This window comes from Zobellia russellii, assembly GCF_018728565.1.
Classification (GTDB): domain Bacteria; phylum Bacteroidota; class Bacteroidia; order Flavobacteriales; family Flavobacteriaceae; genus Zobellia; species Zobellia russellii.
Genome location: NZ_JACSOI010000005.1, coordinates 41,754 through 55,522 on the forward strand (window position 1 = coordinate 41,754; position 13,769 = coordinate 55,522).

The window sequence follows — 13,769 nt, forward strand, 5'->3', positions numbered from 1 at the left end:
TTCTTATACAAAATTTATGAGAAGTTTAAGATTTCAAGTACGAATCTAGGCGGATTCTATGGGTTCCGTTATTTTTGACCACAAATAAAGAGAAATGAGCAAGCGAAAGCTGAAAAAATACCTCTCCGAAATTGATAAAGATGCAATAGAAGAGCAACTTCTAGACCTCTATGAGCGGTTTCCGCAAGTAAAGGAGTATTACAATTTTATATTTAACCCTAAGGAAGACAAGCTTGTTCAGGAGGCTAAGACCAAAATCAGCAACGAATACTTTCCTGTAAGACGGAAAAGACCTAGGGCACGCCGCTCCGTGGCACAGAAATTCATAAAGCACTTTATAAAATTAGGCGTAGACCCGCATCTCATAGCAGATGTAATGCTCTATAATTTAGAGATTGCACAGGTATTTGAAAAAGATAGGAATACACCTGATGCCTTTTATAAGAGTATGATGAACTCGTTTACGGAAGCAGTTCAGTTTATTTCTATAAATGGGTTATTGTCCGAGTATAAGGAGCGGATAGTTAAAATTTACACGATTACACAAGAACAGAATTGGCAATTTAGCGAGGGATTTTCCCGCGCATTAGATATTATAGATTAGGTATGGCAATAGTAATTATTAGACAGGATGATAAAATTGATTTGTGGAAAAAAGCACTTTTAGCGCAGCAACCAGATTTGGAGGTCTACAGCTATTTGGAAGAGCATCCTAAAGAAAAAATAGACATGGCTTTGGTTTGGAAGCACCCCAACGGTGCATTGGCTCCTTACCCTAATTTAAAATTGATTGCCTCTAGTGGGGCAGGAGTAGATTTTATTTTTGAGGATGATACCGCTCCTAAAAACCTACCTATAACTCGTGTAGTAGATGATATGCTTGCCAAAGACATGAGTGAACATGTGCTAGCGGTAATTTTAAGTCACCTGAAGAATTTAGATCGATACAGGATTAATCAATTAAAGGGAATCTGGCAACCTATGCAATATCATAGAATTTCAGATTTTACAATAGGTATTTTAGGATTAGGTGCGCTTGGCAAGGAATTGGCGGGCGATTTGGTTAAATACGGGTTCAAGGTTCAGGGCTGGTCAAATTCACAGAAAAACATTCAAGGGGTAACCAGCTTTGTTGGCGAACCGGGTTTAGATGAGTTTCTTAAGACTACTCAGATTTTGGTGTGTCTTTTGCCATTAACGGAAGCTACCACTGGGATTTTGAATAAGGAGCTTTTTAAACAACTGCCTAAAGGAGCTTTTGTAATAAACGTAGCTCGAGGAGGGCATTTAGTGGATGAAGATTTGCTCGAAATGCTAAATAACGGTCACCTTTCCGGTGCAGGGTTGGATGTCTATCATCAAGAGCCTTTGCCAAAAGAACATGCATTTTGGAATCATGAGAAGATTCAGATGACACCTCATTACGCAAGTGTATCCGATACGGATTCCGTAGTTCCTCAAATTTTAGAAAATCATAATAGGTTGTTGAACAACAAACCTTTACTGAACGAGGTAGTAATAGATAAAGGCTATTAAGGCTTTATCCATTTTCTATGCGAACCCCCAAAAACGTTATTGTTTTAAGGAAAAGGAAGGGCATTTCTTTTTTCTTTTTATCGATTTAACCAGAATAAATTTCAGATAAGTACAAATTTCCTTTAATTTTGTAAAATTGAGAATTTTAGGAACCCCACCTATTTACACTAATTGAACGCTAAATTTTAGACCCTACTTGGAGTTAAAAAAAGATACCACCGAAAAGCAACTATACGATTATCAGGAAGAAGACCTGAATACCATTTTCAAGCATTTAGAAGATCCTGAAGAGAAGGGAAATTTGTTGTACCAGTTACCTACAGGTGGTGGTAAGACCGTTGTTTTTTCTGAGATTGCCCGTCGTTATATCCAAAAAACAGGCAAGAAGGTCGTGGTTTTAACACACCGTATTGAGCTAAGCACGCAAACTTCTAGAATGCTTAACAGTTTTGGTGTAAAGAACAAGATTATCAATAGCGAAGTAAAGGAACTTACCGATCAGGATAAGTTCATGTGTTTCGTTGCCATGGTAGAAACCCTAAATAATAGACTACAGGAAGAGAAAGTTGAAATTAACGATATTGGGCTCGTTATTATTGATGAGGCCCACTACAACTCGTTTAGGAAGCTTTTTAAATTCTTTAAGAAATCTACTATTCTAGGGGTGACCGCTACACCCTTGAGTTCAAATATAAAATTACCCATGAAAGACAACTATCAAAAGTTGATTGTGGGTGAATCTATTGGTTCTCTGATCAAGAAAAACTTCTTGGCCAAGGGCAACATGTATAATTATGATGTAAGTCTGCAGAGTCTTAAATTGGGTATAAGCGGTGATTATACGGTAAAATCATCTGATGAGCTCTACAGTAACCAGAGTATGTTGGGTAAATTACTTTCTGCATACAAAGAAATAGCCGAAGGTACCAAAACGTTAATTTTCAACAACGGTATTAATACCTCTCGTTACGTATATGAAACGTTTAAGAAGGCCGGCTATAATATTCGTCATTTAGACAATAAGAACACGGCAACGGAGCGTAAGGAGATTTTAGAGTGGTTCTCCAACACACCGGATGCTATACTTACATCAGTCAGTATTCTTACTACTGGTTTTGATGAACCATCCGTAGAAACCATAATATTGAACAGGGCAACACGATCACTTACATTATATTTTCAGATGATTGGTCGTGGGTCGCGTATTTTACCCAATAAAAGTGAATTTACCGTAGTTGATTTAGGGAATAATGTTGCACGTTTTGGTCTTTGGGATGCGCCTATAGATTGGCAGGAGATTTTCCATTTTCCGGATTTCTATTTGGAAAACATCAAGAATGATGAAGAAATTGAGAAGGAGTTCGTTTATGAAATGCCTGCTGCCCTTAGAGAAAAATTCAAAAACTCTACCAATATTGAGTTTAATATAAAAGAGGAATACAAGAAGGTCTTTGCACAAGGATTACGGTCCAAGATTGTGTTGGAGCGTAGTATTGATCAACACGCACAAATTTGTGTGGAAAACTCCGAAGATGTTTTTGATGCACGTATTTTGGCTAAAGAACTTAAAGAGGAGATTAAGTATCGTGTAAGACAGTATTCTTATTGTATTATGAACAATACCAAAAACTACAAAGAGTGGTTGGAAGAGGATTACGAACGTAAGTTACGCTCAAGTATTTCTCGTATGTTCGCTGCTAAGATGTAACGTGCTCCGCTTCTAAAAGGAGCTGATTAGGAAAGCAATATATTCACAGAATAGAAAAATAGTTAAGGGTGAAGCAAAGTGTCCTTTTGGTAATAGGATTTACCTGGCCTGAACCCGCATCTACGGCTGCGGGAAACCGTATGTTGCAGCTTCTTCTTTTTTTTAAGAGTAAAGGGTACAAAATAATCTTTACAAGCGCTGCGTCTAGAACAGAACTCTCACTTGATTTGGAGGAACTTCAAATAGAAACAAAGTCCATTGCACTTAATGATTCCACTTTTGATGCAGTTTTAAAGGAAATAGACCCGAACATAGTTCTTTTTGACCGCTTTTTAACTGAGGAACAATTTGGTTGGCGGGTATCCGAAAATGTGCCCCAGGCACTAAAAGTGCTTGATACAGAAGATTTGCATTCCCTTAGAAAAGTGAGGGAACTTGCACATAAAAAAGGAATTCCTTTTGCAGTTAAGGATTGGGTAAAAGATGATATAACCAAGCGTGAAGTAGCAAGTATGCTAAGGTGCGATCTTTCATTAATGGTTTCTTCATTTGAAATGGAATTATTGACTAAAACTCTAAGGATTGATAAAAGCTTACTCTTGCACCTTCCTTTTCTCTTGGAGCTCATAACACCGGAAACGCAAGAAGTTTGGCCAAAATTTAATGAGCGGAGTAATTTTGTTTGTATTGGCAACGGAAAACATGCTCCAAACGTAGATGCCGTTAAATGGTTGTACCATGATATATGGCCTTTAATACGAAAAGCGCTACCAGAAGCTCAAGTGGCCATTTATGGAGCATATATGCCGCAACAAATAACCCAATTGCACAAACCGGACATGGGTTTTTTTATAAAGGGATGGGCAGAAGATGCGATAACCGTACTAAAGCAAGCAAGAATAAACCTTGCTCCATTACGCTTTGGAGCAGGTATTAAAGGGAAACTTACCACGGCAATGCAAAGTGGAACCCCAAGTATAACCACAACTATTGGGGCAGAAGGCATGCGCGAAGGTTTGAACTGGAGCGGTGCAATTGCCGAAACTCCCCAGGAATTGGCCAGTGAGGCTGTACGACTTTATACTTCGGAGAAAAATTGGCAAGAAGCACAGCAAAATGGGGTAACTCTAATAAATGAACTTTATAATCAAGAGAAATTAGGTGAGCGATTAGCTACTTCATTACATACTATTCAGGAAAAGCTTAAAGAACACCGCGAGCAAAACTTTATGGGTAGTTTGCTTCAACACCAAAGTATGCAAAGTACCAAGTACCTTTCTAAATGGATAGAAGAGAAGAATAAGAAGGTTTTGTGACTTAGAATTGAATACTAAAAGTAGTGCCCTCGTTTACCTTGCTCGCTATTGATATGGTTCCTCCCATAGCTTCAATTTGAGTTTTGGTCATAAACAGACCAATTCCCTTAGCTTCTGGATGCTTATGGAAAACTTTATTCAGCCCAAATATTTTATGTCCATGCTTATTAAGGTCTATGCCCAAACCGTTGTCCTTGAAGTTCAAAATAACATTGCCATTGTTTAGTTCTGAGGTAATTTCTATACGGGGTATTCTGTCTTGGGATTTGTATTTTAATGAGTTGCCTATCAAATTTTGAAAAATACTTTCCAAATATATTTTGGGATATTTTATAGTGTCCGCTTTGGTGAAGTCACTTGTAATTACTGCGTTAGTTCTAGTGATTTCGGCAGTGAGAATTTCTTGAGTTTTTATCAGGGTTTTACTAAAACTGATATCGCTTCGTGAAATGGCGGTGTTACTTTTAGCGGATAAAGCTTCAATTAAGGTGTTAAGGGTTAAGGTAAGGTGGTCTATTACCGTTTCAAATTTTTGAAACAGTTCTTTTCGTTCTTCTTCGTTGTCAACAAGTTTATATATATCTACGAGCGAATTTAAATTGCTCACGGGTGCGCGTAGGTTGTGAGATGTTATTTGGGTAAAATCCGCAAGCTGCAAATTCTGGGCGGTAAGCTCTTCGGTAAGTATCTCAAGTTCCTCTTTTGCCCTTAAAATTTTACGTTCGTAACGTTTTTCTGCGGTAATATCCCTTATGGCCATAGAAATAAGCAAACCTTCATCGGTCTCCAAAGGGCCTAGGGTTACCTCAACAGGAATCTCTTTTCCTGATTTATGAATCATATAGAAGTCTTCGCCAAGATCAATTTTTTGGACTTTGGGATTGGCTAAGAATTTTTTACGATGTGGCGCTCTCTTTTTTTCAAATCTGGTAGGTATTAATAATTCAACGGATTTCCCTACTAATTCTTCAGGGGAATACCCAAAAAGGTTTTCGGCCTGTTTATTGATTATCTGTACCATATTACCGCTACCTAATATTAGCGTAGCACTAGGTGCGGAATCAACCAGTCCCTTAAATTTTATTGCTTGTTGTTGTTGTTCGGTTACATCTTGACAGGTGCCAACAAGCTTTGTAATCTCATTTTTCTCATCAACAATTACTTCACCTAACAACGATATCCATTTTAGAGTGCCGTCTTTTAAAAGAATACGATGGATAATCTTATTGAACACCTTGTCCTCAATAGCATTATTAAAATGTACCGTTACAGCTTGCTGGTCTTTTGGATGTACGTAACCAAAATAAGTATCGAACTCTAGTTTGGAGTTTTCTTCTTGCTTAAAAAGATAATACAAGTTGGCAGACCAAAAAACTTCATCTGTTTTTATATTCCATTGCCAATGGCCTAACAATGCCTTTTGTTCCGCAAAAGCCAGAAGTTCATTCTTTTTGATTACCTCCAACTCAATTTTCTTATAAGCAGTAACATCCTGCGAAACACCAAGAATATTAATGATGTTGTCATCTTTATCCAAGTAAATATCTCCTGAAACTTCAATGGTTCTTATCTCTCCGTCATAGGTAACGAGTCTATGTGTAAAGTTTTCAAAATACTTGTTTTTGAGGTTGCTTGCCAAGCGTTCCTTAACATATTCCTTATCGTCCGTATATATATTATTCAGAATAGTGTTTAGGGGAATTTGTGTATTAGTATCAAAGTCCAGTATACGGCACATATTTTCAGAACAGGTAAAAGTATCAGTTTTAAAATCCCAATTCCAATGGCCTAACCTTGCTTTTTGTTCGGCAAGATTTAATAATTGATTTTGCTGAAAAAGTTTATTCTCCCTATGGTTTATTTTGGTAATGTCCTGGAGTATACCCACAACTTCCGTACAAATGCCGTTTTCTAATTTTCGCATGGCCAAAATATGAAGCCACCTTTTGTTTTTTTTTGGTGTTGTGAACTCTAGTTCATAATCAAACGGGATGCCAAATTCTATTAGATTGTTTAAACCCTTTTCAATTTGTTCTGATGTTTTTTTAGGTCGGTCTAGTGGTCCATTTTGTCCTCGGTGTAATATGGTGCCATAGGGAATTTCTAGGATGTCATAGGCGGCATTATCAAAAACATAAGCATTGGTTTCCAAATGTAACTTCCAAGTGCCTATTCGGAGCAAAGCTCGAATTGCGCTGGCATTGTCTGGGCCAATAATATTTTTATGATCTTTCATGCTCCGTATTTGGGGGCTTAGGCCTATATCATCAAGTATAGATTTATAAGTTACGTTTAATTTGCGATATAACTCAAATGAATAATTCTCTCATGCTCTGGTAATTCTATTTAACGAGATATTTTTCTATTATAGCTTTGAGTTGTTCACTTTTTAAAGGCTTGGATAAATAATCTATAACAGATGTATAACTTTTGGCCTTTTCAATATCTTCTGGGTCTACAGAAGAGGAAACCATATAGATGGCAATTTTCTTGCTTATTTTGTCCTCAAGAGCTTGATAAGCTTTTAAAAACTGAAAGCCATCCATTATGGGCATATCAATGTCCAGTAGTATTAGGTTGGGTAAAGCCTCTACATTGTTTTGATTTTCTGTTATATAATTTATAGCTTCTTCTCCATTGGGAAAGACCGAGGTCTTATGTTCGATTTTTAAGAATTTTGCGGACTGAATAATTGTAAACCTATAGATATCATCGTCATCAACAATACAAAGGTGAAAGGGGTTTTTCATATGTTTTAAAAAAAATTAATAATAAAGGTGGTGCCTTCGTTTACTTTACTGTCTATGGATATAGTTCCTCCCATAGCTTCAATTTGAGTTTTGGTCATAAACAGACCAATACCTTTTGCTTCAGGATGATTATGGAAAACTTTGTTCAAGCCAAAAATTTTATGACCGTGTTTATCAAGGTCTATACCCAAACCGTTATCCTTAAATTTTAAAATTACGTTGCCATCATTTATTTCAGAGGTGACTTCTATTTGCGGTATACGTTGTTTGGATTTGTATTTTAAAGAGTTGCCGATTAAATTTTGAAAAACACTATCTAGATATATTTTGTGGCATTGTATAGTGTCTACTTTAGAAAAATCACTTTTTATTACGGCATTGCATTTTGAGATTTCAGCAGTAAATATCTCTTGTGTTCTCATAAGTACTTCGCTAAAAGAAACCTCGCTACGCTCTACGGAAGTATCATTTTTTGTACTCAATGCTTCAATGAGCGTATTAAGGGTTAGGGTGAGATGAGAAATTACAGTTTCAAATTTTTCGAACAGCTCATTTCGTTCTTCCTCATTATCAATCAACTTATAAATATCTACAAGTGAATTTAGATTACTTACCGGTGCACGTAAGTTATGAGATGTTATCTGGGTAAAATCTGCCAGTTGTAGATTTTGGGCCGTTAATTCTTCTGTGAGTACTTCTAGTTCTTCTTTAGCTTTTAAAATTTTGTGCTGGTAATCTTTTTCTGCCGTTATATCTCTTACTACTACAGATAAAAGAAAGCCTCCCTCCAATTGTAGAGGTCCCAGAGTTACCTCAACGGGAATTTCATTTTTCTGTTTATCGTACATATAAAAATCATCACCAATATCATAAGTTTTTATTTCTGGATTGGCGTAAAAGGCATCTCTCAGAGGAGCGCGTCTTTCATCAAACCTAGATGGAATCAAAAGGTCTATGGATTGGCCTACCAGCTCCTGCGGCGTATAACCAAACAGACGTTCTGCCTGTAAGTTTATCATTTGTATAATGTTGTCCTTACCAAGAATAAGTGTTGCGTTAGGAGCGGATTCCAATAAAGCTTTAAACTTCATTTCCTCTGCCCGTTGTTCACTTACATCTTGCAAAGTACCCAGCATTTCAGTGACATTATCAGAACGGTCAATGTTTACAGTAGCTAATAATTCTACCGTTTTTATCTTACCATTTTTTAGTACAATCCGGTGTACAACTCCCTCAAATTTTTTGTGCTCTATTAATGCATCTATTTTGGTTGTAACCCTTTCTTTATCATCCGGGTGAATAAAACCAAAATAAGTATCAAAAAAAATGGGTGTTCCTTCTTCAACTTCAAAAATGCGGTAGAGATTGGCTGACCATTTTACGTGGTTAGTGGAAAAATCCCACTGCCAGTTACCAATTTTTGAAATTTGTTCAGCAAAACCTAAAAGTTGATTGTTACTTCTAAGCTCATTTTCAATAATTTTTTGATCGGTTACATCTTGGGAAACTCCAAGAACATTTACAATTTCACCACTTGAATCTTTTATGACCTTCCCTTGTACTTTAACATAGATTAGTTTGTTATCTATTATGACGCGATGCGAAAAACCGTCAAAATATTTTTTCTCGATAATTTGTTTTAGACTGGTTCTTACGTGGTCTTCGTCTTCCGGATGTACATCTTTCAATAAAGTATCTAAAGTAAACTTTGAGTTTTCTTCTATTTTAAGAAGACGGGCCATATTCTCGGAGCCTATTATAGTATCACTTGCAACCTCCCATTGCCAATATCCAAATTTAGCTCGCTCTTGAGCAACTTTAAAGAGTTGGTTTTTTTCTAAAAGTTCATCTTCAAATTGTTTTATTTTGGTAATGTCTTGAGAGCTACATATAAAACCTATTAAATCAGAATTCTCGTCTAAGATGGGTTCTCCCAAAACTTGAATAATTCTTTCAGAACCATCATCTAGTAAGAAACGATGAAAAAATGTTTCAAATTTCTTGTTTTTAATAGCATTATTGAGACAAGACCTAACGTCTTCAATATCTTCTGGATGGACGGCTTCCGTTAATTCATCAATTGTAATGCGTTTTCCATAAGGCACTTTTACGATTCGCGATATATTTTTGGAACAAGTAATTAGATTCGTTTCCAAATCCCATTTCCAATGGCCAATACTGGCTTTGTTTTCTTGGAAATTTAGAAGCTCGTTTTTTTCAATTAATTCGTTCTCCGAAACTTTACGGACCGTAATATCCTGTATCATTCCAGAAACTTTTATTCGCTCATCAGAGGATTTAATGCGTTTACCAATTAACAGTACCCAAATTGAAGTTCCGTTGGGAACTTCTAATTCAACTTCATGGTTAAAGGATGTGTTGGTTTTAGCGGAATTTGCTATAATTTTTTTAATAAATTCCCACTTGCTTTGATTCCTACAATACCCAGTAGTTTTTTCATCACGTAAATCAATGCCATTTGGCCATTGCAGTATTTCATAACAAACTTGGTCAAGATTATATGTGCCTGTTTCAATATCAAAAATCCAATAGCCTATTCTGGCTATAGCATTTAATTCTGCTATAGCGCTATCTAAATTTTGTATTTGAAAATTTTCAATATTCATATAACTAAGCTTGTACTTTTACAAGCAACTAAGGTTTAATTGAATAAAGTATTTCTGTTCGAAATTTTATAAAATTGATACCCAAGGTACATATTAACTAATTCGACATTAATTGAGCTAATTTATTGTATATTAATATAGTTAATATCTTACAATAAATGAATTTTTTATCACTTATACGTATTTTTTAAAATCTTTTCTCAAAACATTAAAAGACCGTAACAATTTTTTTGATAATGTGCATCTTAAACAACAATTTGATGCTTCAACAATACTAATTTGTTTTTTCAAATTGCTTTACTTTGCAAGAGCTTAAAAATTACCTCATGCAAAAACCAAGTTGGAAGACAGCAATTGAATTTGAAGATATAACCTATAAAAAATCTAATGGTGTGGCCCGCATAGCCTTTAATAGGCCAAATGTGCGTAATGCGTTTAGACCAAAGACTACAAGTGAACTTTACCAGGCTTTTTATGATGCTCAGGAAGACACCTCTATTGGAGTGGTTCTACTTTCGGCGGAAGGACCTTCGAGCAAAGATGGCGTATATGCTTTCTGTAGTGGTGGAGACCAAAAGGCTAGAGGAGAACAAGGATATGTAGGGGAGGACGGTATGCACCGTCTTAACATTTTAGAAGTACAGCGGCAGATACGTTTTATGCCCAAAGCGGTTATTGCGGTAGTACCGGGTTGGGCCGTAGGAGGCGGTCATAGTCTTCATGTAGTTTGTGATCTTACCTTGGCGAGTAAGGAACATGCTATCTTTAAACAAACCGATGCCGATGTAACCAGTTTTGACGGTGGTTATGGGTCGGCTTATCTGGCAAAAATGGTAGGGCAGAAAAAAGCGCGTGAAATCTTTTTTCTAGGTCGTAATTACTCTGCTCAAGAGGCATATGAAATGGGAATGGTAAATGCTGTAATACCGCATGATGAACTTGAGGATACCGCTTATCAATGGGCTCAGGAAATACTTGAAAAATCGCCTACGTCCATTAAAATGCTAAAATTTGCAATGAACCTAACGGATGATGGTATGGTAGGTCAACAAGTCTTTGCAGGTGAGGCTACTCGTTTAGCGTATGGTACTGAAGAAGCAAAAGAGGGGAGAAACGCATTTTTAGAAAAGCGGAAACCTAATTTTGGAAAGAATAAATATATTCCATGATACTTTGGTGAAGCATTTCTTTATGTCTAACTATTGAAACACAACCCTTTTAAAACCAGAAAAAGCCCATCCGGTAAGGAAAAGGCTCTTTCATCGAGAACACTATATGAAAATGAAAAAATTTACTTTTTGTTTTTTGTAACACTGTAAACTTACGGCAAGGTTGTAGTTTCTCTAAACTATTGTTGCGAGCCAAGGTAAAGTTGTTGTGTAACGACGCAAAAAGGATATTTAAGTTTTTTCGTACGTGTTTCGTGAGCCTAAAATGATGGATTTATTTGATTGCGGCTAGTATATTTTTGAGGAAAAGGTTAATGTCAAAATCGGGTTCTTCGGCAAGTCCGGTCCGTACCACTACCAAATCTTTTGATGGAATGATAAAAACACGTTGGCCCTGATAGCCATTAGCGGAATAAAGGTCTCTGGGTACATCTGGATATTTTCCGTTGGCATTAAGCCAGAAATGGCCGCCATAGGTACCGTCTGAGTACAAAGTGGGTTTGGAAACGTAGTCCACCCAAGAAGCATCAAAAAGTTGTTCTCCGTTCCAGTTACCCTTGTTAAGGTATAACAGGCCAAATTTGGCCCAATCCCGTGTTGTGGCCCATGCGTAGGATGATCCTACAAAATTTCCTTTCATATCGGTTTCAATGAGCATACTGCTCATTCCAATTTTATCAATTAGGGCTTTGTAAGGAAAGTTAATGTACTCTTGATGCGTTTTAAACCTTTTCCTTAAAATGCCGGATAATAAGTTAGAAGTGCCCGAGGAGTAGTTCCAGATTTCAGTTGGCCCAGCAATAGCTTCTTTCTCTCCTTGTGCCTTGGTCATGTCGGCATCCATAAAAAGCATGCGTGTAACATCGGATATAGCGGTATAATCCTCGTCCCAAGCAAGTCCGCTTTGCATACGTAACAAATGGTTCAGGGTAATATTCTTTCTGTTGTCCTTGTCCCAGTTCTTTAAAAGTACGGGCGTATTCAGGTCTATTTTTCCATTGTATTCTAAAATGCCGTATAAGGTGGCCAATACGCTTTTGGTCATGCTCCAGCCCAATATGGGGGTGTCTTTGGTAAAACCCTGCAGATATTTTTCTCCTATGATGTGGTTCTTATGGGCTACAAGCACCGTTCTGGTCTTTTGTATGTCATTGTTAGAGAAAGCATGGTCCAGAGCTTTCTGCAGCTGGTCATAATCTACATTGCTGAAAATGGTGTCTTTGGCTTCCTCATCCCCATAAGGGAATTTTAAATTATTATTTTGCTTTACACGCTGCGGAGTGGGGATTATGGTATTTGGGTCATAATCATTGTTTACTAGCGTACAGCCCAAACCTTCATTACAGATGGCCTTTCGCTCCATAAGCCCAAAAACAGAGGCCGAGGCACTCTTGCCGTCCGTCTCAACATCGGCAAGTTTTATGAGGGGAACATCATTATCGTTTAGTTGAACGGATTCGGCACTACGGTCCGTAATAAAAACGGTTGAGGCCATATTTTTTGAGGCATAACCAGAAATGAAATTTAGTTTGGGGAAATTAAAGTATACGGCCACGGTAAGAAGTACAAATAAAATTAAAAGGATGCGTTTGAAAATTTTCATGGAATTTCTGGGATGTTGAGATGAAAAATACACCAAAAAAGTGTAAAAGTAATTGAATTTGTAAAACAGTCTGTTAGATTTTATAAATTGCTTACCATGAAAATACTCGTACCTCTAAATATACCCGACAAAGGCATTGATTTGCTGAAAAGCGAAGGTCTTCAAGTAACTAAATGGACCAAGGACCGGCCCATGACCAAAGAAGAGCTCTATGAGGCAGTGGCAAAACACGATGTATTATTGAGCACTAGTAACTACAAGTTGGATGCCGATTTTTTAAATGCGAACAGTCATCTAAAAATCATATCGCAATATGCGGCAGGTTATGATAATATTGATGTTGAGGAGGCAAAAAAGCTCGGTATTCCTATTGCCAACGCCCCCAACTCTATGACCGATGCTACGGCAGATATGGCCTTTGCACTCGTTTTGGCCGTTTCCCGAAAAATGTTCTATATGCACAAAACCATTGCTAAAGGTGAATGGCAACATTTTAGACCTCAAGCCAATTTAGGCATTGAGCTTAAAAATAAAACTGTTGGTGTTTTTGGATTGGGGCGGATCGGGTTGGAATTTGCCCACCGTTGTAAAGGTGCCTATGGAATGAACGTAATTTATTGCAATCGTTCTACAAACAGAGAAGCGGAAGAGAAACTTGGGGCAACAAAAGTAGATTTTAACACACTTCTAGAGCAGAGTGATGTAATTTCTGTGCATTGTGCACTTACCCCGGAAACAAAATTCAAGTTTAATGCCGAGGCATTTAAAAAAATGAAACCTACAACTATTTTTGTTAATACCGCAAGGGGGCAGGTCCATAATGAAAAGGACTTGATTGTTGCTTTGGAAAATAAGGAAATATGGGGTGCAGGGCTTGATGTTACCAATCCTGAACCTATGCAAGAAGATAATCCATTATTGTCTATGGAGCAGGTAGCGGTTACGCCACATATTGGTTCTGCAACTGTTGAGGCCCGTGATCAAATGTCAGTTTTTGCGGCACATAATATTTTGGCGTTTCATAGAGGGGAACCTATACCTTATCCTGTATTTTAAAAAT

10 protein-coding genes are annotated in these 13,769 nt (G+C 37.1%); 6 read left to right on the forward strand and 4 right to left on the reverse strand.

The genetic code is table 11. The features are described from left to right. Positions 1 to 94: 94 nt before the first annotated feature. The 4 genes from H9565_RS12830 to H9565_RS12845 all read left to right on the forward strand — a co-directional run bounded on the left by H9565_RS12830 (position 95) and on the right by H9565_RS12845 (position 4,560). Positions 95 to 604: a DUF6155 family protein gene (locus H9565_RS12830; RefSeq protein ID WP_215440280.1), complete on the forward strand. Its 510-nt coding sequence runs from the start codon at positions 95 to 97 to the stop codon at positions 602 to 604. A gap of 2 nt (positions 605 to 606) precedes the next feature. Continuing rightward, positions 607 to 1,536 carry a 2-hydroxyacid dehydrogenase gene (locus tag H9565_RS12835; RefSeq protein WP_215440281.1) on the forward strand — a complete coding sequence of 310 codons (930 nt, stop codon included), beginning with the start codon at positions 607 to 609 and terminating at the stop codon, positions 1,534 to 1,536. Between the two features lie 196 nt (positions 1,537 to 1,732). Beyond that, positions 1,733 to 3,244, forward strand: a complete 1,512-nt coding sequence (locus H9565_RS12840) for a DEAD/DEAH box helicase (protein WP_215440283.1) — start codon at positions 1,733 to 1,735, stop codon at positions 3,242 to 3,244. 68 nt (positions 3,245 to 3,312) lie between these two features. Next, complete coding sequence (locus H9565_RS12845; RefSeq protein ID WP_317195442.1) at positions 3,313 to 4,560, forward strand: glycosyltransferase; 1,248 nt, start codon at positions 3,313 to 3,315, stop codon at positions 4,558 to 4,560. Position 4,561: 1 nt separating this feature from the next. Here H9565_RS12845 and H9565_RS12850 read toward each other — a convergent pair whose 3' ends face one another. From H9565_RS12850 to H9565_RS12860, 3 genes are all read right to left on the reverse strand, one after another. Further along, positions 4,562 to 6,796 carry a PAS domain-containing sensor histidine kinase gene (locus tag H9565_RS12850; protein WP_215440285.1) on the reverse strand — a complete coding sequence of 745 codons (2,235 nt, stop codon included), beginning with the start codon at positions 6,794 to 6,796 and terminating at the stop codon, positions 4,562 to 4,564. A 106-nt stretch (positions 6,797 to 6,902) separates the two neighbouring features. After that, positions 6,903 to 7,310 (reverse strand): response regulator, encoded by a 408-nt coding sequence (locus H9565_RS12855; protein WP_215440287.1) that lies wholly within the window; start codon positions 7,308 to 7,310, stop codon positions 6,903 to 6,905. Positions 7,311 to 7,315: 5 nt separating this feature from the next. Further along, a complete protein-coding gene (locus tag H9565_RS12860) occupies positions 7,316 to 9,937 on the reverse strand; it encodes a PAS domain-containing sensor histidine kinase (protein ID WP_215440289.1) in 2,622 nt (873 codons plus the stop codon). A 326-nt stretch (positions 9,938 to 10,263) separates the two neighbouring features. On the opposite strand from H9565_RS12860, the gene H9565_RS12865 reads away from it, so the two are divergent. Next, entirely contained in the window at positions 10,264 to 11,106 is an 843-nt protein-coding gene (locus tag H9565_RS12865; RefSeq protein WP_215440291.1) for a 1,4-dihydroxy-2-naphthoyl-CoA synthase, read from the forward strand. A 274-nt stretch (positions 11,107 to 11,380) separates the two neighbouring features. On the opposite strand, the gene H9565_RS12870 is transcribed toward H9565_RS12865, so the two are convergent. Next, the gene (locus H9565_RS12870; protein WP_215440293.1) at positions 11,381 to 12,709 is read right to left on the reverse strand and encodes a serine hydrolase domain-containing protein; all 1,329 of its coding nucleotides are present in this window, start codon (positions 12,707 to 12,709) and stop codon (positions 11,381 to 11,383) included. A gap of 96 nt (positions 12,710 to 12,805) precedes the next feature. On the opposite strand from H9565_RS12870, the gene H9565_RS12875 reads away from it, so the two are divergent. Then, positions 12,806 to 13,765: a 2-hydroxyacid dehydrogenase gene (locus H9565_RS12875; protein ID WP_215440295.1), complete on the forward strand. Its 960-nt coding sequence runs from the start codon at positions 12,806 to 12,808 to the stop codon at positions 13,763 to 13,765. Positions 13,766 to 13,769 lie beyond the last annotated feature (4 nt).

Excerpts from the sequence above, each read along its gene's own strand:
- H9565_RS12855 (WP_215440287.1), bottom strand. The coding sequence starts at position 7,310 with ATGAAAAACCCCTTTCACCTTTGTATTGTTGATGACGATGATATCTAT.
- H9565_RS12860 (WP_215440289.1), bottom strand. The coding sequence starts at position 9,937 with ATGAATATTGAAAATTTTCAAATACAAAATTTAGATAGCGCTATAGCA.
- H9565_RS12835 (WP_215440281.1), top strand. The coding sequence starts at position 607 with ATGGCAATAGTAATTATTAGACAGGATGATAAAATTGATTTGTGGAAA.
- H9565_RS12865 (WP_215440291.1), top strand. The coding sequence starts at position 10,264 with ATGCAAAAACCAAGTTGGAAGACAGCAATTGAATTTGAAGATATAACC.
- H9565_RS12830 (WP_215440280.1), top strand. The coding sequence starts at position 95 with ATGAGCAAGCGAAAGCTGAAAAAATACCTCTCCGAAATTGATAAAGAT.
- H9565_RS12875 (WP_215440295.1), top strand. The coding sequence starts at position 12,806 with ATGAAAATACTCGTACCTCTAAATATACCCGACAAAGGCATTGATTTG.
- H9565_RS12850 (WP_215440285.1), bottom strand. The coding sequence starts at position 6,796 with ATGAAAGATCATAAAAATATTATTGGCCCAGACAATGCCAGCGCAATT.
- H9565_RS12870 (WP_215440293.1), bottom strand. The coding sequence starts at position 12,709 with ATGAAAATTTTCAAACGCATCCTTTTAATTTTATTTGTACTTCTTACC.